Source organism: Anaeromyxobacter diazotrophicus, from assembly GCF_013340205.1.
GTDB classification, from domain to species: Bacteria; Myxococcota; Myxococcia; order Myxococcales; family Anaeromyxobacteraceae; genus Anaeromyxobacter_A; species Anaeromyxobacter_A diazotrophicus.
The window spans coordinates 103,116-120,863 of the sequence record NZ_BJTG01000006.1; the positions used below are offsets into that span (position 1 = coordinate 103,116).

The 17,748-nt window shown below is 75.7% G+C and carries 11 protein-coding genes; 8 read left to right on the forward strand and 3 right to left on the reverse strand.

Annotated features, from left to right (window positions below; translation table 11 throughout):
* Positions 1 to 5: 5 nt before the first annotated feature.
* Together HWY08_RS13425 and HWY08_RS13430 are read left to right on the forward strand one after the other, a co-directional pair.
* Positions 6 to 1,007, forward strand: coding sequence for an SDR family oxidoreductase (locus HWY08_RS13425; protein ID WP_176065999.1), 1,002 nt, complete (start codon positions 6 to 8; stop codon positions 1,005 to 1,007).
* Positions 1,008 to 1,014: 7 nt separating this feature from the next.
* Entirely contained in the window at positions 1,015 to 2,499 is a 1,485-nt protein-coding gene (locus HWY08_RS13430) for a molybdopterin-dependent oxidoreductase (protein ID WP_176066001.1), read from the forward strand.
* 45 nt (positions 2,500 to 2,544) lie between these two features.
* Here HWY08_RS13430 and HWY08_RS13435 read toward each other — a convergent pair whose 3' ends face one another.
* Positions 2,545 to 3,627 (reverse strand): AI-2E family transporter, encoded by a 1,083-nt coding sequence (locus HWY08_RS13435; RefSeq protein WP_176066003.1) that lies wholly within the window; start codon positions 3,625 to 3,627, stop codon positions 2,545 to 2,547.
* Positions 3,624 to 4,343 (reverse strand): STAS domain-containing protein, encoded by a 720-nt coding sequence (locus HWY08_RS13440; RefSeq protein ID WP_176066004.1) that lies wholly within the window; start codon positions 4,341 to 4,343, stop codon positions 3,624 to 3,626. The genes HWY08_RS13435 and HWY08_RS13440 overlap by 4 nt, the downstream gene beginning before the upstream one ends.
* Positions 4,344 to 4,671: 328 nt before the next feature.
* Here HWY08_RS13440 and HWY08_RS13445 point away from each other — a divergent pair, with 328 nt between their 5' ends.
* Positions 4,672 to 8,124, forward strand: coding sequence for an ATP-binding response regulator (locus HWY08_RS13445; protein ID WP_176066007.1), 3,453 nt, complete (start codon positions 4,672 to 4,674; stop codon positions 8,122 to 8,124).
* Between the two features lie 71 nt (positions 8,125 to 8,195).
* Positions 8,196 to 9,911 (forward strand): single-stranded-DNA-specific exonuclease RecJ, encoded by a 1,716-nt coding sequence (gene recJ, locus HWY08_RS13450; protein ID WP_235969624.1) that lies wholly within the window; start codon positions 8,196 to 8,198, stop codon positions 9,909 to 9,911.
* Between the two features lie 9 nt (positions 9,912 to 9,920).
* Here recJ and HWY08_RS13455 read toward each other — a convergent pair whose 3' ends face one another.
* On the reverse strand, positions 9,921 to 10,139 hold the full coding sequence (locus HWY08_RS13455) for a YHS domain-containing protein (protein WP_176066009.1): 219 nt from the start codon (positions 10,137 to 10,139) through the stop codon (positions 9,921 to 9,923).
* Between the two features lie 249 nt (positions 10,140 to 10,388).
* Between HWY08_RS13455 and aspS the strand changes: the two genes are divergently transcribed.
* The 4 genes from aspS to HWY08_RS13480 all read left to right on the forward strand — a co-directional run bounded on the left by aspS (position 10,389) and on the right by HWY08_RS13480 (position 17,628).
* A complete protein-coding gene (aspS, locus tag HWY08_RS13460) occupies positions 10,389 to 12,200 on the forward strand; it encodes an aspartate--tRNA ligase (RefSeq protein ID WP_176066011.1) in 1,812 nt (603 codons plus the stop codon).
* 117 nt (positions 12,201 to 12,317) lie between these two features.
* Complete coding sequence (locus HWY08_RS21885) at positions 12,318 to 14,600, forward strand: glycosyltransferase (RefSeq protein WP_235969625.1); 2,283 nt, start codon at positions 12,318 to 12,320, stop codon at positions 14,598 to 14,600.
* 11 nt (positions 14,601 to 14,611) lie between these two features.
* Complete coding sequence (locus tag HWY08_RS13475) at positions 14,612 to 16,249, forward strand: glycerol-3-phosphate dehydrogenase/oxidase (RefSeq protein ID WP_176066013.1); 1,638 nt, start codon at positions 14,612 to 14,614, stop codon at positions 16,247 to 16,249.
* Positions 16,246 to 17,628, forward strand: a complete 1,383-nt coding sequence (locus HWY08_RS13480) for an FAD-binding protein (protein WP_255499666.1) — start codon at positions 16,246 to 16,248, stop codon at positions 17,626 to 17,628. Before HWY08_RS13475 ends, HWY08_RS13480 begins: the two co-directional genes overlap by 4 nt.
* Positions 17,629 to 17,748: the final 120 nt, after the last annotated feature.

Consider the following 17,748-nt stretch of genomic DNA (forward strand, 5'->3'; position numbering starts at 1 on the left):
GGGACATGGCACGGAAGGTCCGGGATCGGGTGGTGGTGGTGACGGGGGCGTCGGCGGGCGTCGGCCGCGCGGTGGCGCGCGCGTTCGGCCAGCGAGGCGCGAAGGTGGGGCTCATCGCCCGGACGCGCGAGGCGCTGGAGGACGCGGCGCGCGAGATCGAGCGCGCCGGGGGCGAGGCGATGGTCTTGCCCCTCGACGTGGCCGACGCGGCGGCGGTGGAGCAGGCGGCCGACGAGGTGGTGGCGCGCTGGGGCCGGATCGACGTGTGGGTGAACGACGCGATGGTGAGCGTCTTCGCGCCGGTCAAGCAGATGAAGGCGGAGGAGTACCGGCGCGTCACCGAGGTGGACTACCTGGGCTTCGTCCACGGGACCCAGGCGGCGCTCAAGCACATGCTGCCGCGCGACCGTGGCCAGGTGATCCAGATCGGCTCGGCGCTGGTCTACCGCTCGATCCCGCTGCAGAGCGCCTACTGCGCCAGCAAGGCGGCCATCCGCGGCTTCACCGACTCGCTGCGGTGCGAGCTGTACCACGACGGCAGCCACGTGCGGCTCTCGATGGTGCAGCTCCCCGCCGTCAACACGCCGCAGTTCGACGTGGTGCGCTCGCGCCTGCCGAACCACCCGCAGCCGGTGCCGCCCATCTTCCAGCCCGAGGTCATCGCGCGCGCCGTGCTGCACGTGGCCGATCACCCGGTGCGCGAGCTGTGGGTGGGGTGGCCGGCCGTCAAGGCGATCCTGGGCCAGAAGCTCTTCCCCGGGCTGCTCGACCGCTATCTCGGCCGGATGGGGTACGCCGCCCAGCAGACCGACCAGCCCGTGTCGCCGGAGCGCCGGGACGACGTGGACCGGCCGCTCCCGGGCGACCGCGGCGCCCACGGCGACTTCGACGCGCGCGCCCGCGGGTGGAGCGCCGAGCTTTGGCTGCGGATGCACCGAGGGTGGATCGCCGGGATCGCCGCGGCCGCCGCGGCGACCGTCGTCGGCTACCGCGCCCTGCGGGCGTGAGGCGGCCATGGCGCTCGAGTTCCCGCTCTGGCTGCGAGCGGCCCACTACTTCAACCTGCTCTTCCTCTCCGTGTCGCTGCGGAGCGGGCTGCAGATCCTGGCGGCGCACCCCAAGCTCTACTGGAACGATCACTGCACGCCGGGCAGCGAGTGGCTGCGCCTCACCCGCAAGCGGCTGCCGGCCCACGCGCCTTGGACCTCGCGCGACGAGGAGGAGGCGTTTTCGCCCTGGGTCGCCTTGCCTGGCGGGCGCAGCCTGGGCCTGGGGCGGCACTGGCACTTCCTGGGCGACCTGGGCTGGCTGCTGACCGGGATCTCCTACGTCGTCCTCCTCTTCGCGACCGACGCGTGGCGCCGGCTCGTCCCCACCTCGTGGCACGTCCTCCCCGCCGCCTGGCACGCCGCGGCGGGCTACGCCACGCTCCACCTGGTCGAGGCGCCGGGCGGCTACAACGCGCTCCAGCAGCTCGCCTACTTCGGGGTGGTCTTCCTGCTCTCCCCGCTCACCATCGCCACCGGGCTCGCCATGTCCCCGGCCATCTCCGCCCGCTTCCCGGGCTACCTCCGCCTCTTCCACGGCCGGCAGGCCGCCCGGAGCGTCCACTTCCTCTGCCTGTGCGCCTTCGGGCTGTTCGTGGTGGTGCACGTCGCGATGGTCGTGCTCCACGGGCTGGCGCGCGACCTCGCGCTCATCGTGCTCGGCGAGACCGACCACCCGCAGGGCGGGCTCGCGCTCGCCGTCGGGCTCCTGGGGCTGGCGCTGGTGGTGGCGTTCCACGTCGTCGCCACCCGCTACTCCCGGCGCCGCCCCGACCTGGTCCACCGCCGGACGGGCGCGGTCATCGACCTCGCCCGCCGGCCGCTCATGGCGGTGACGCCGTCCCGCCCCGCGTACACGCGCGCCGACGTCTCGCCGTACTTCCGCGTCAACGGGCGCCCGCCGCGGGACCCCGGGTATCAGGCGCTCGCGGCGCGCGGGTTCGCCGACTACACGCTCGAGATCGGCGGGCGGGTGGAGCGCCCGCTCCGGCTCTCGCTGGCGGACCTCCGGGGCATGCCCCGCGAGACGCAGATCTCGCTGCACTGCTGCATCCAGGGGTGGTCCGCCATCGCGGAGTGGGGCGGCGTCCCGCTGCGGCACCTGCTCGAGCTGTGCCGCCCGCTGCCGGAGGCGCGCTTCGTCCTGCTGGAGGCGTTCGACGACAAGAGCGCGTCCGAGCCGGACCCGGCCGGCCCGGGCCGCTACTACGGCACGCTCGAGCTGGCGCTGGCGCGGCACCCCCGCACGCTGCTGGCCGACGAGATGAACGGCGCGCCGCTGCCGCTGGCGCACGGCGCGCCGCTGCGCGTCCGCGTCGAGACGCAGCTCGGCTTCACGATGGTGAAGTACGTGCGCCGGATCGCGCTCGTCCCGGACTACCGCGGGATCGGCCAGGGGCGGGGCGGCTGGCGCGAGGACTGGCAGTTCTACGACCAGCAGGCCCCGATCTAGCGACCCGCCGGGGCGCGCACGGTGAGATGTTCTGACCGGCCAGGCTCAGCGGAGGCCGAGCCGGCGGCGCCGGTACCGCAGCAGCTCGCCGACGACGATGTGGCCCGCCGCGGCGGCGGGGACGGCCAGGATCGCCCCCGGGATGCCGCCCAGCTCCCACATGAAGAGGACGGCCAGCACGATGACGAGTGGGTTCACGTCGACGGTGTGCCGGTAGATCACCGGGTAGAGCACGTGGTTCTCGAGCTGCTGGTAGATCACGTAGTACGCGGCGACGCCGACCCCCGCCCACACCCCGCTCGTCGCCCAGGCGAGCAGCGACACGGCGGTGCCCATCACCATCACGCCCGCAAACGGGACCAGGCTGGCGAGCGCGCTCACGACGCCGAGCGGCAGGAAGAACGGGACGCCGGCGACGGCGAGCGCGATCACGGTCGCGAGCCCCTGCAGGCCGATGATGGCGAGGTGGCCGGCGACGTACCCCGAGAGCGCGCGGTAGACCTGGCCCAGCACGTCGCGGTACTCGTCGCGCCGCTCCCGGCGCGCCTGCGCGAGGAGGTCCTCGAGCAGCTGGTGGCCGCTCGTCAGCATGAAGATCGTCACGAACAGCGCCGTCACCGCCGCAGCCAGCGCCTCGACGGTCCACCCCACCGCCTGGAGCGCGGGACCCACGGCCGCGCCGATCCGCCCGAGCACCGCCTCCAGGTCGACGTGCCGCTGCAGGAGCTGGTAGGGCTCCGAGGCGCGGACCTTCTGGGCGATCTCCGGCGCGGCGCCGACCAGCGCCGACGCCTGCTTCACCAGCCTCGGGACCACCAGCCAGCCGAGCCCCGCCAGCACCACCGCCCCCGCGCCCAGGACGAGCGCGATGGCGACGCCGCGGCGGAGCCCGCGCCGCTGCAGGAACCCCACCGCGCGATCGAGCGCGACGGCGAGGAGGAGCGCGACGAGCGCGAGGACGAGCGCGCCCGCCGTCTTCCAGGCCACCCACGCCGCGAGGGACACGCCCAGCGCCGTGGCGGAGAGGGTGGCGGCCGTCTTGACCGACACCTGCGAGCGCTCGCGCGGCCGCGGCGCGAGCTCGCGCTGGGCGGCGGAGCCGACCAGGGGCCGCTCCCAGGTGCTCATCGGCCCTCCGCTGCGTCGGATGGGTCCTCACGGCGCGCGCCGCGCTCGGCGCGCGCCGCGTCGCCCGCGACTGCGCAGAGATCGTGCCGCACCCGCGTCGACAGGCGGGAGACGACCCCGCTCATGGCGCGCGCGAACGCGGCGGCCTCGTCCGTGGTCGCCTGCGGCCCCTGGAAGGCCATGATGACGCCCAGGAGCACGGAGAGCCCGCCGATCAGCCACATCCCGTCGGCGCCCGCCCGCTGGAGCTGGTAGAGGGCGTCGTGGACGCGGAGCTCGCCGGGGCGCGCCGCGAGGTGCCCTGCGCTCGCGGTGAACCTGCCCACGAACTCGACGAACGCGCGCAAGGCGTCGCGGGCGCGGGCCGCCTTGCGGGCGAGCGGGACCGCGCCGGGCGTCCGCCGGGCGTGTGGGGCCCTCGGGCGATCGGGCGACCGGCCACGCACGAACTCGAGGAACGCCGAGGCGGCGGGCGAGGCGCCCGCGACGACGCCGCGGCGCTGGCACCGGTGCTCGAGCTCGCGCACCAGCGCCACCCCGCCGGCGCCGAGGGGCGTCACGCCCTCGAGATCGAGGACGATCCGGCGGGGCGAGCGCCGCAGCGCGCGGCTCGCCGCGGTCCAGAGCAGCTCCAGGTGCGAGCGATCGAGCTCCTCCGGGGGGCGCAGGACGACGCCCCCGTCTCCCTCCCAGCGCTCCACCTCCCCGCGACCCATACAGCGTGAAGTTGGTCACGAACAGGCGTCCGGACCGTTCGCGGGTCGCGCCAGGTGGGCGGATCCCGCCAGCTGGGCGCCCGCGCGCCCGGTGGGCTGCCAGGGGCCGCGCCACGTCGCGGGGGTGGGGCTCGCCGGCCAGCCCGTTCCGCTCGTCGGCACGTCGCGGCGGTCGGCGCGCCCTCGCGCTGCACCCGGAGCCTGCGGCTGGAGCGCACCGGCGGGGCTCGCGCTATCCTGGACGCGCCCCCCCGGAGACGCCGTGAGCACTCCACCCACCTCCCGAGTCGCTCGGCCGTGGCCGCTTTCGCTCGACGACGGGAGCGAGATGGGGCGCCGCATCCTGGAGAAGGACTGGTCGCGGACGTCGCTCGGCCCCCTCGCGTCCTGGCCGGAGCCGCTGCGGACGGCCGTCGGGATGTGCCTCTCGACGCGGTTCCCGATGTACGTCTACTGGGGCCCGGAGCGCTTCCAGCTCTATAACGATGCTGGCATCCCGATCATGGGCGCGCGCCACCCGCACGCCGCGCTCGCCCCCGTCCGCGAGGTGTTCCCGGAGATCTGGCCGGTGATCGGCCCGATGTTCGAGGAGATCGAGCGCACCGGCCGCGCGACCTGGTCCGAGGGCCAGCTCCTCGAGCTGGAGCGGCACGGCTTCCCGGAGGAGTGCTACTTCACCTTCTCCTACAGCCCCATCCTCGACGGCTCCGGCGCGGTGGCGGGCTTCTACACCGCCGCCATGGAGACCACCGGGCAGGTGCTCGCCCACCGCCGGCTCCGGACGCTGCAGGCCCTCGCGGCCCGCGCCGCCTCCGCGGCCTCAGCCGAGGAGGCCTGCGCGGGCGCGCTGGCCGCGCTCGCGGAGAACCCGGACGACGTCCGGTTCTCGGCCGTCTACCTCGTCGAGCCGCAGGGCGCCGGGGCCCTGCTGGCCGGGAGCTCGGGCCTCGCCGCCGGCGCCGGCCTGCCGCCGCGGGTCGGGCTCGAGCGCCCTGGCGAGGATCCGTGGTCCGAGCTCCTGGCGCGCGCGCTGCGATCGCGGCGCCCCGAGCCCGCCGCGGCGCCGGCGCGGGCGACCCTGGGCTCGAGCGGGAGCGCGGGGGCCGCCCCGGCGCTCGCGCTCCCGCTCGCCGCGGCGGAGGGGGCGCCGGCGTTCGGGATCCTCCTGGTGGGGCTCAGCCCCAGGCTCCCCCTGGGCGGCGACTACCGCACCTTCCTCGAGCTGGTGGCGGGGTCGATCGTCACGGCGGTGTCGAGCGCCCGCGCCCACCAGGAGTCCCGCGAGCGCGCGGACCGGCTCGCCGCCCTCGACCGCGCCAAGACGGTGTTCTTCGGCAACGTGAGCCACGAGTTCCGGACGCCGCTCACGCTCGCGCTGGGGGTCGTCGAGGAGCTGCTCGCGCGCCGGGACCTGCCGCCCGGGGCGGCGGAGCAGCTCCGCGCCGTCGATCGCAACAGCCGGCGGCTGCTGCGGCTGGTGAGCTCGCTGCTCGCGTTCTCGCGGCTCGAGGCGGGGCGCGCCGAGGCCCGCTTCGAGCCGACCGACCTCGCCCGGCTCACCGCCCAGCTCGCCAGCAGCTTCGACTCGGCGTGCGCGCGCGCCGGGCTCGGCCTCCGCGTCGACTGCCCGGCGCTGCCGCGGCCGGTCCATGTCGACCTGGACATGTGGGAGAAGATCGTCCTCAACCTCCTGTCCAACGCCTTCAAGTTCACGCTGAGCGGCGAGATCGAGGTCCGGCTGCGCCCGGGCGACGGCGGCTGCGAGCTCACCGTCCGCGACACCGGGGTAGGCATCCCCGCGGCCGAGCTCCCGCGCGTCTTCGACCGCTTCTACCGGGTGGAGCGCTCGCCGGGCCGGAGCGCCGAAGGGTCCGGCATCGGCCTGGCGCTGGTGAAGGAGCTCGTCGAGCTGCACGGGGGGACGGTCGCCGTCGAGAGCGTCCCTCGCGAAGGGTCGACGTTCCGGGTCCGGGTGCCCTGGGGGACCGCGCACCTGCCGCCCGCCCAGGTCGCCGAGCCCGAGCACCACCCGGGCCGCACCGCGTCCGCGCAGGCGTACGTGGACGAGGTGCTGGGCTGGATCCACCCCCCTCCCGCCGAGGGGGCCCCCGCGCAGCCCGGCGGCGCGCCCGGCGGAGCCCTGGCGCTGGCGGCGACCCCGGAGGCGCGGCCGCGCGTGCTGGTCGCCGACGACAACGCCGACATGCGCGCCTACCTGAGCCGGCTGCTCGGGGCCGACTGCGACGTCGAGACCGTCGCGGACGGCGCGGAGGCCCTCGACGCCGCGCTGCGGCGCCGCCCCGACGTCGTGCTCGCGGACGTCATGATGCCGCGCCTCGACGGGCTCTGCCTCCTCTCCGCGCTGCGGGACCACCCGACGCTGCGGACGGTGCCGGTCATCCTCCTGTCGGCGCGGGCCGGGGAGGAGGCGGCCGAGCTGGCGTTCGAGACCGGCGCCGACGACTACGTGATGAAGCCCTTCTCGGCGCGGGTGCTCCTGGCGCGCGTGTACGCCAACCTGCGGCTCTCCCGCGCCCGCGCCGACGTCGAGCGCCGGCTGGTCGCCGAGAGCGCGCGGCTGGCGGCCCAGGCGGAGCACGAGCTCACCCAGCGCAAGCGCGCCGAGGCGCAGTTCCTCGAGGCGCAGCGGCTGGAGGGGATCGGGCGGCTCGCCGGCGGCATCGCGCACGACTTCAACAACATCCTCTCGGTGGTGCTGAGCTGCGCGTCCTTCGCGCTGGACGCGGTCCGCGAGGGGGAGCCGCTGCGGGAGGAGCTCCTCGAGATCCAGCGCGCCGGGCAGCGCGCCGCGGCGCTCACCCGGCAGCTCCTCGCCTTCAGCCGCAAGCAGGTGCTGGAGCCCGAGAACCTGGACGTGAACCTGGTGCTCCAGGAGATGAACGGGATGCTCCGCCGGATCATCGGCGAGGACGTCGAGCTCACCCTCCGGCTCGACCCGGCGCCGAGCGTGGTGCTCGCCGACCGGAGCCAGCTCGAGCAGATGATCCTGAACCTGGTCGTGAACGCGCGGGAGGCCATGCCGACCGGCGGCACGCTCGCCATCTCGACCCGGAACGTGCCGCCGGACGCCGGCGCCCTGCCGCCAGGGTGCGCGGGCCCGCACGTGCTCGTCGAGGTGGCGGACTCGGGCGCCGGCATGGACGCCGGCACGCTCCGGCACGCGTTCGAGCCCTTCTTCACCACCAAGCCGCGCGGGAAGGGGACGGGCCTCGGCCTCGCCACCGTCTACGGCATCGTCCGGCAGAGCGGCGGCCAGGTCGAGGTCGCGAGCGCGGTCGGGAAGGGCACGACCTTCCGGATCTTCCTGCCGCGAGGGGGCGAGGCGGCGGCGCCGGCGGGAGAGCGGCCGATCCCGGCGGGGCACCGCGGCTCCGAGACCCTCCTCGTGGTCGAGGACGACGCGCCCGTCCGCACCGTCGCCCGGAAGGCCCTGGCGGAGGCCGGGTACGCGGTGCTGGAGGCGGCGTCCGCCGACGAGGCGCGCGCGCTCTTCGCCCGCCACGGGCGCGGCGTCGCGCTGGTCCTCGCCGACGTGGTGCTGCCGCACACCAGCGGCACCGCCCTGATCCGCGAGCTGCTCGAGAAGAACGCCGACCTGAGGGTGCTCTTCATGTCCGGCTACACCGACGAGGCGGTCGTCCACCACGGCGTGGAGGATCGGAGCGTGCGGTTCGTCGCGAAGCCGTTCACCCCGGCGACCCTCCTGCGCAAGGTGCGAGAGGTCCTCGACGAGCCCGCGGCGCGGGCGCAGGGCCGGTGAGCGCTCAGGGGAGCGGGTCGTGAAGCGCGCGGGCGCTGGGCCGTGTCAGGCCGCCGTGCTACTCCCGCTGCGTGCTGGCGCGACGCTGGGTGGACGTGGGGTGCGACGACGCGGCGGCCGCGCGGCTCGCGCGCGAGCTCGGGATCGACCCGCTGGCGGCGCGCGTGCTCGCCTGCCGCGGGCTCGGAGATCCCGCCGAGGCGCAGCGCTTCCTCGACCCGCGGCTCGCCGACCTGCCCGACCCGTTCCTCATGTCGGGCATGGAGGGGGCGGTGGCGCGGCTCGCCCGCGCGCTGGCGGCGGGCGAGCGGATCGCGCTCTACGGCGACTACGACGTCGACGGCGTCACCTCCACCGTGCTCCTGGCCGGCTTCCTGCGGGCGGCGGGGGGCGACGTGGTCACCTACGTCCCGCACCGCCTGGTGGAGGGCTACGGCCTCAACACCGCCGCGGTGCGGCGCCTCGCCGAGGGGGGCGCGAAGCTCCTCGTCTCGCTCGACTGCGGCATCACCAGCGTGGCGGAGGTGCGCGCCGCGGCGGAGCTGGGCCTCGACGCGGTGGTGGTCGACCACCACACGGTGCCGGTGGAGCTGCCGGCCGCGGTGGCCATCCTCAACCCGCACCAGCCCGGCTGCACTTACCCGTTCAAGCCCCTGGCGGCGGTCGGCGTCACCTTCTGCCTCGCCATGGCGCTGCGGAAGCGGCTGCGGGAGACCGGCTGGTTCGGCGCTGCCCGCCCGGAGCCGAACCTCCGCGAGGCGCTCGATCTGGTCGCGCTCGGGACGGTGGCCGACGTGGTGGCGCTCACCGGTGTGAACCGGATCCTGGTGCGGTGGGGGCTCGAGGAGCTGGCGCGGACGCGCCGCCCCGGCCTGCGCGCCTTGAAGCGGGTGGCGGGCCTCGCCGAGGGCGCCGCCGTGGGGGCGGGGCAGGTCGGCTTCCGGCTCGGGCCCCGGCTCAACGCCGCCGGGCGCCTCGACGACGCGGGCCGGGGCGTGCGGCTGCTCCTCTCCCGCGACGAGGCCGAGGCGGCGGCGCTGGCCGACGAGCTCGACCGCGAGAACCGCGCCCGGCAGGACCTCGAGCGCCAGATCCTGGAGGAGGCGGTGGCGCAGGCCGAGGAGCGGCTCGCCGCCGGCGCCCGCGGCCTGGTGCTGTGGCGCGACAGCTGGCACCCGGGGGTGGTGGGCATCGTCGCCTCGCGGATCGTCGAGCGGTTCCACCGGCCGGCGGTGCTCGTCGGCGTGGCCGAGGGGGTGGGGAAGGGGAGCGGCCGCAGCATCGAGGCCTTCCACCTCCACGAGGCGCTCACCGCCTGCGCCGGTCACCTGCAGCGGTTCGGCGGCCACAAGCACGCGGCGGGCGTGACGGTGGACCCGGCGGCGCTGCCCGCTTTTCGCGCCGCCTTCGAGGCGTTCGCGGCGGCGCACCTCACCGACGAGGACCTCGTGCCGCGGTGCCGCATCGAGGGGCGCTTCGAGCTGGAGGCCGTCTCCGAGCAGGCGGCGCTCGCGCTCGAGCGGCTGGCGCCGTTCGGGGCCGGGCACCCCGAGCCGCTCTTCGCGGTCAGGGCGACGCCCCGCCGGGCGCGCACCGTGGGCGCCGGCGGGGCGCACCTCAAGCTCGCTCTGCGGCCGGGGCTGGATGCGATCGGCTTCTCGCTGGGGGATCGGCTGGCGGCGTGCGGGGGGGAGATCGAGGCCGCGGTGACGCTCGGGTTCGACGACTGGGACGGCTCGCGCCGGCTGCAGCTGCGGATCAGGGACCTGCGGAAGCCCGCGCCCTGAGCGGCGCGCTCAGGCGACGCCCCAGCGCACCTTCTGGCGCGCGAACAGCGCCCCCATGCGGGCCAGGTCGTGCACGCGGTGGCGCTCGGCCTGGCGCTCGAAGCGCTCCTTGCAGTGCCCCGAGCAGAAGAAGTACCGCCGCCGCTTGTACTCGACGGCCTGCGCGCCGATGGGATCCACGCGCTTGCCGCAGATCGGATCGAACGCCGGGTCTTCCTTGGTCTGCATCGCCGCTCCTCCGCGCCCCGCACCCTCGCGGTTGCAACGGTGAGGCCACCCGCATCCGCAGCGATCTGGCGAGGCCAGCCGACGCGCGCAGGCCCGCCATGTCATTTTTCCCGTCGGGGTGCTGTAAGAAGGATAGAAATCAGGGCGGCGGCAGGGCGGGCGCGGGGGTCCGGCCGGGCTCGCACGCCCCGCCTTGACGCGCTGCATTCGCGAGTGTTAGCTGCCTCACCCTACTTTCCGGAGGCTCATTTGGCCCGCTTCATCACGGAGCTCAAGCGCACGCACACGTGCGGTGAACTGACCAAGGAGCAGCTCGGCCAGGAGGTCATCCTCTACGGCTGGGTCCACAACCGGCGCGACCACGGTGGGGCGGTCTTCATCGACCTGCGGGACCGGGAGGGGCTCACCCAGGTCGTGTTCGAGGAGGACGTCCGGCCGGACGTCCACGAGCTGGCGGGTCAGCTCAGGCTCGAGTTCTGCGTGGGCGTCCGCGGCAAGGTGGTCTCGCGCGGCTCGAACGTGAACCCGAAGCTCCGGACGGGCGAGATCGAGGTGCACGCCACCGACCTCGAGATCTTCAACCGGTCCGAGCCGGCGCCGTTCCAGATCGACGACCAGATCGACACCGGGGAGGAGAAGCGGCTCCAGTACCGCTACCTCGACCTGCGCCGCGCGCCCCTGCAGAAGACGCTCATCACGCGCGCCCGGGTGAACCACCTCACCCGCAACTACTTCACCGAGCAGCGCTTCCTCGAGCTCGAGACGCCGTTCATGGTGAAGTACACGCCGGGCGGGGCGCGCAACTTCCTCGTCCCGTCGCGCCTCAACCCCGGCAAGTTCTACGCGCTGGCGGAGAGCCCGCAGCTCTTCAAGCAGCTCTACATGATCGCGGGCTTCGACCGGTACTTCCAGATCGTGCGCTGCTTCCGCGACGAGGACCTGCGCCTCGACCGGCAGCCCGAGTTCACCCAGATCGACGTCGAGATGAGCTTCGTCGAGCAGAACGACGTCTTCGACGTGATGGAGGGGCTCATCGTCAAGCTGTGGAAGGAGGTGCTCGGGGTCGAGATCCCGCGCCCCTTCCAGCGCATGCCGTTCGACGAGTCGATGGGAAATTACGGCAACGACAAGCCCGACCTCCGCTTCGACATGCCCCACACCGACCTCACCGCGCTGGTGAAGCAGCACGCGGGCGGCGGGGTGCCCATGCTGAAGGACGCGGTCGACGCCGGCGGCATCGTGAAGGCGATGCGCGTGCCGGCCTCGATGAGCTTCTCGCGCACCGAGATCGACAAGCTCGAGGAGTACGTGAAGGGCATGGGCGCGAAGGGCCTCGCCCGCGCCAAGATGGCCGAGGGCGGCGAGTGGACCCAGTCGCCGCTCACGAAGACCATGAGCGCGGAGCTGCGGCAGGCCATCAACGCCGCGGTGAAGGCCGAGCCGGGCGACCTCATCCTGTTCCAGTTCGGGAAGCCGTCCACCGTGCACACGGTGATGGCGAACCTGCGCGTGCACCTGGCCAAGAAGCAGGGGCTCATCCCGGAGTACGGGTCGGGTGGGCAGTGGCGGTTCCTGTGGGTGGTGGACCCGCCGCTGTTCGAGTTCGACGAGGAGAGCGGGAAGTGGGCGGCCGCGCACCACGCGTTCACGCGCCCGCGCGACCAGGACCTGCCCTACCTCGAGACGGACCCGGGCCGCGTCTACTGCTGGCGCTACGACCTCGTCCTCAACGGCTTCGAGATCGGCGGCGGCTCGATCCGCCTCCACGACCCGGCGGTCCAGGCGCGCGTCTTCAAGGCGATGGGCATCAGCGACGAGGAGGCGCGCTCGAAGTTCGGCTTCCTGCTCGACGCGCTCAAGATGGGCGCGCCGCCGCACGGCGGCATCGCCCTCGGCATGGACCGGCTCGTCATGCTCCTCACCGGCGCCGAGAGCCTGCGCGACGTGGTGGCGTGGCCCAAGACGCAGAAGGGGACCGACCTCATGACCGGCGCCCCGGGCGACGTCGACGCGAAGCAGCTGCGGGACCTGTACGTGAAGAGCACGTACGAGCCCAAGTAGCGGAGGGGGTGCGTGTCACCCCGCTGACGAGCGGGGCGCGTCAAGCCGTTGACGCGCGCGTAACCCCCCGCCGTTGCGGGCCCGGGGTCCTGGCCCCCTCCTTGCTCTCCCGGCGGTGTGGCCCGGATCTCGCTCTGCCTCATCGCCCGGAACGAGGAGCGCATGCTCCCCGACTGCCTCGCGTCGGTGCGCGGGGCGGTCGACGACGTGGTGGTCGTCGACACCGGCAGCACCGACCGCACCCGGGAGCTGGCGCGGGCGGCCGGGGCGCGGGTGTTCGAGGAGCCCTGGCGCGACGACTTCGCGGCGCCGCGGAACACCGCGCTCAAGCACGCGGTGGGCGACTGGATCCTGCAGCTCGACGCCGACGAGCGCCTCGCCCCCGGCGCGGCGCGCGCCGTCCGGGAGGCGGTCCGGGGCGCGCGCTTCGACGTCGGCATGCTCACCCTCCACAACGCGGCCCGGCTGGACGCGGCGGCGGCGGACGTCCTCTCGGGTCGCGAGCGCTCCGGACCGCCGCGCCGGCTCCCGCGGCTCCTGCGCCACGCCGGCGGGCTCGCCTGGCGCGGGATCATCCACGAGTCGGTGGCCGACTGGTTCGTGCAGCGCGGGAGCAAGGCGGCCCTGATCCAGGGCGGCGAGATCGTGCACCTGGGCGGCGTCCCGTCCCTGCGCGAGGCGAGGAAGAAGCGGGAGCGCAACGAGGCCCTGCTGCGCCGGCGGTGCGCGCTGGAGCCGGGCGACGCCGTGGCGTTCGGGTACCTCGCCGCCGAGCTGCTCGAGGGTGGCGACGTCGCGGGAGCGGCGCAGGCCGCCGAGCGCGGCTGGGCCGCCGCGGCCGGGCAGCCCCGCCACCTCTCGCTCCAGCGCCTCGCCTGCCTGCGCGCGGTCACCGCGCTCCGCCGGGCCGACCCGGAGACCGCGCTCGAGAGCGTCCGCGCCGCCGAGGAGCGGCAGGGTCCCCACCCCGACCTCCACTTCCTGCGCGGGGCGGCGCTCTACCTGCGGGCGCTCGCCGCGCCCGCCGGCAGCCCGGAGCGGGCGGCCCGCGCCGCCGAGGCGGTGCGCGCCTACCGCGCCGCCGACGCCAGCCGCGTCGAGCTGCCCGTCGAGCCGTTCACCGACGCCTCGGACGGCCCCGCCGCCCTGGCGCGCTCCGCCGACGCGCTCCTGCTGGCGGGATGCCCGGCGGAGGCGCTCGGCGCGGCCGAGACCGCCCTGCGCGAGCGCTCCGGCGAGCCCGTGGCGCAGCTCGCGCGGGCGGAGGCGGTCCTCGAGCTGGGCGAGCCGGCGCGGGCGCTGGCGCTGCTGGAGCCGCTCCTGGGCGAGCTGCCCGACGGCTGGGTGCTGGCCGCCGGCGCCGCCCTCGCCCTCGGCGCCGGGAGCGACGCCGCGCTCTTCCTCGCGCAGGCGCGGGAGCGGCTGCCCCGGGGCTTCTCCGCGGCGCACCGGCTGGAGCGGCTCGAGCGGCTCGCCGCCGGGACCGCGAGGCCGGCCGCGCCTCGGACCGCGCCCCCCGCGCCGCCGTCGGGCGCAGCCGCCCTGGCGCCCGCGCGGCGCCGGTTCGCGGTGACCGTCATCTCTCCGCCCGGCTACGCGCACAGCGCCGCCTTCCACGAGGTGGCCGAGACCCTCGTGCACGGGCTCGCCGCGCTCGGCCACGACGCGGTGCTCACGGCCGACCCCTCGCTGCCGGGGCGGCGGCACCTGGTGCTCGGGGCGAACCTCGTCCCCGCCACCGGCGCCCGCCTCCAGCCCGGCTCCATCCTCTACAACCTGGAGCAGGTGGACGAGGGCTCGAGCTGGATCACCCCCGAGCTGCTGGCGCTCTTCCGCGCCTACCCGGTGTGGGACTACGCGGCCGCCAACGCCGACGCGCTGGCGCGGCTGGGCGTCCCGCGTCCGGCGGTGGTGCCGGTCGGCTACGTCCCCCAGCTCACGCGGATCGCGCCGGCCGAGGAGGACCTGGACGTCCTCTTCTACGGCTCGCTCAACGAGCGCCGCCGCGCCGTCCTGGCGGAGCTCGAGCGGCGCGGCGCGCGCGTCCACGCCGCGTTCGGCGTCTACGGGCCGGCCCGTGACGCGCTGGTGGCCCGCGCCCGGCTCGTCCTCAACGTGCACTACTTCGAGGCGAAGGTGTTCGAGGTGGTGCGGGTCTCGTACCTGCTCGCGAACCGCCGCTGCGTGGTCTCCGAGCGCGGCGCCGACGCGGCGGCCGAGGCGGCGTTCGAGGAGGGGGTGGCCTTCGCGCCCTACGAGGCGCTCGCCGACCGCTGCCTCGCGCTGCTCGCCCGCCCCGAGGAGCGGCGGCGCGTGGCCGAGGCGGGCTTCCGGCTCATGGCCGCGCGCGACGAGGCCGGCTACTTGCGTGACGTGGTGGCGGCGCTGGGGGACGGGTAGACTCTGCCCCCTTGGGCAGCTACGACGTCATCGTCCTCGGGGGCGGAGTGAACGGGACGGGCACCGCGCGCGACCTCGCGCAGCGCGGCCTTTCGGTGCTGCTCCTGGAGAAGGCCGACCTCGCCTGCGGGGCGAGCGGCGCCAACTCCGGGATGATCCACGGCGGCATCCGCTACATGCTGTCCGACCGGCACGTCACGGCGCTCGCGGCCCGCGACTCCGGGTACATCCAGCGCATCGCGCCGCACCTGCTCTTCCGCATCCCGTTCCTCATGCCGTTCACCTCGCGGAGGGAGCAGGCGACGCTCGTCGAGCGCGCCACCTGGTACGCCACCGAGGTCTACGTCGGGACGTACGACCAGTACCAGCCGCTCAAGCGCGGCAAGCCCTCGACCCGGCTCTCCGCCGACGAGCTCTACCGGCTCGAGCCCGCGCTCAGGCCCGGGCTCTCCGGCGCGGTCACCTTCGACGAGTGGGGCATCGACGCGCACCGGCTCTGCGTGCTGAACGCGCTCTCGGCCCGCGCCCACGGCGCCGAGCTGCGCACCTGGACCGAGGCGCGCGACCTGCTGCGGGAGGGCGGGCGCGTCGCCGGCGTCCGGTTCCGCGACGCGCTCACCGGGGAGACGGGCGAGGCGCGCGCGCCGGTCGTCTTCAACGCCACCGGCGCCTGGTCGCCGCGGCTGGCTCGCCGCAACGGGCTCGCGGTGCCCATGCGGCCGGGGAAGGGCGTCCACCTCACGCTCGACCGGCGCTTTTCGAACTACGGCATCACCTGCACCGCCGTGGACGGCCGGCAGATGTTCCTCATGCCGCACGAGAACGACTCCATCGTCGGCACCACGGACGACGACTACTACGGCGACCCGGACGACCTGGAGGCGACGCAGGACGAGGTGGAGTACCTCCTCGAGGGCGTCGAGGCGCTCTTGCCCGGGGTGCGGCGGGCGCGGGTGACGCGGGCGTGGTGGGGGCTGCGGACGACCCTCCACGAGTACGGCAAGAACGAGGACGCCCTCTCGCGCGAGCACGCCATCCTCGACCACGCCGCCGAGGGCGCCGACGGGCTCCTCTCGATCGTGGGCGGCAAGCTCGCGAGCTACCGGGCCCAGTCGCAGGAGGTGGCGGACCTCGTGGTCCGGCGGCTGGGGCGCGCCGCCCGGCCCTGCCGCACGCACGAGGAGCCGCTCCCCGGGGGCGAGGCCGCGGCGGACGTCGAGGCGCTCGCGGCGGCCCACGGGGTGGCGGCGCCGCTGGTGGCGCGGCTCGTCTACCGGCACGGCGCCCTGGCGGAGGAGGTGCTGCGGCTGGTGGACGACGACCCGCGCCTCGGGCTCGTGCTGTGCCGGGACGAGGGCCTCACGGCGGCCGAGGTCGTGTACTGCTGCCGGCACGAGCAGGTGCGCCGGCTCCAGGACCTGCGGCGCCGCTGTCGGCTCGCGGTCGGCGCCTGCGGCGGCCTCGACTGCGCCCGCACCGCGGCGCAGGTGGCGGGCCGCGAGCTGGGCTGGAGCGCGGAGCAGGTCCGGGCCGAGCTGGCGGACCTGCTCGAGCTGGGCTGGCGCGAGCGGCGCGCGGTGCTCGACGGCCACCAGCTGGCGCAGGAGGAGCTCCTGCGCGGTGCCCACACCGGCGTGGGGCGGCTGTGACGGTCCGCCGGCCCGCGCGTCAGCCCCTGTCGACCTTCCCCCTCTCTCCCCGGGGAGAGGGCCGGGGAGAGGGGGCCGCCCCCCTCGTCACCGACGTCCTCGTCGTCGGCGGAGGTCTGGCCGGCGCCATGGCCGCCCTCGCCGCCCGCAGCCGCTCCGCTCGCGTGGTGCTGGCCCGGCGCGCCCCCGGCGCCACCGCGCTCTCCTCCGGCGCCATCGGCGCCGCCCCCGACACCTGGTGCGCGCCGGCGGAGCCGCTCGCCTCCCGGCTCGACACCCTGACCGCGGCCCGCCGGCTCGCGGCGAGCCGCCCCGAGCACCCGTACGCGGCGCTCGGCCCCGGCCTCGACGCGCTGGAGGAGGCGCTCGCCTTCGCCGCCGCGGAGCTCGCGGACTTGCTCGCCCCGCCCTCGGGCCGCCCGCTCTTCCTCTCCACGCCCTACGGCGCGGTCGTCACCGCCGCGCTGGCGCAGCGGACCATGGTCGCCGCCGACCTCGCGGCGGTGCGCGGGACGCTGGCGGTGGTCGGCTTCCGGGGGCACCTCGGGTTCGACGCGCGGCTGGTGGCGGGCGCGCTCGCGCCGTGGGAGGCGCGGGGCGGGCCGCGGACGACCGCCGTGGAGCTCGACCTCTTCATGAGGGGAGACCTGGCGCTGGCGCGCCCCCACGAGCTGGCCCGGGCCCTGGAGGCGCCAGGCGCCGCCGAGGAGGCCGGCAGGCTCCTCGGCCGGGCGCTGCCGGCGGGCGCCGCCGCCGCGGTGTTCCCGCCCGTGCTCGGGCGCGCTCCCGCCGCGCGCGTCATGGAGCGCATCGCCGGGGCCGCCGGCCTGCCCGTGGCCGAGACCCTCTCCGACGTGCCGAGCGTGCCCGGCCTGCGGCTGCAGGCGGCGCTCGAGGCGCGGCTCCTCGCCGCCGGGGTGGAGCTGGTGTCGGGCGAGGTGGCCGTCGAGCGCGGCGGGCGCCCCGGCGACGAGGTCCGCGCCGGCGGCCGCGAGGTGCGGGCGCGCAGCTGGGTGCTCGCCAGCGGGCGGTTCGTCGGCGGGGGGATCGTCCGCCGCGGCGCGCTGGTGGAGCCGCTCCTCGGCCTCCCGGTGCAGGCCACCGAGGCCGGCGCCCCGGACGGCGAGCTCGCGAGCCGCCCCGCGGCCTCGCTCACCGTCCGCGCCCGGCGCGCCGCGCAGCCGCTCCTCGCCGCCGGCGTGCGCATCGACCGCCAGCTCCGGCCGCTCGACGCCTCGGGGGCCCCGCTCCACCCGCGGCTCTTCGCCGCCGGGGCGGTGATCGGCGGCCACGAGGTGGCGGCCGACGGGACGGGGCTCGGGGTCGGGGTGCTCACGGGCTATCTCGCCGGGAGCGCGGCGGCAGGCGCACCCGGGTAGACGCTCCGGCCCGAGGCCGACCCGACGCAGTCAGGCCGCTGGCGACCGCCAATTTTCTGGCGATCCTTCGAGAAACGCCCAGCGAAATCGCCGACGTCAAGCTGGCGCGCGCATTGCTAT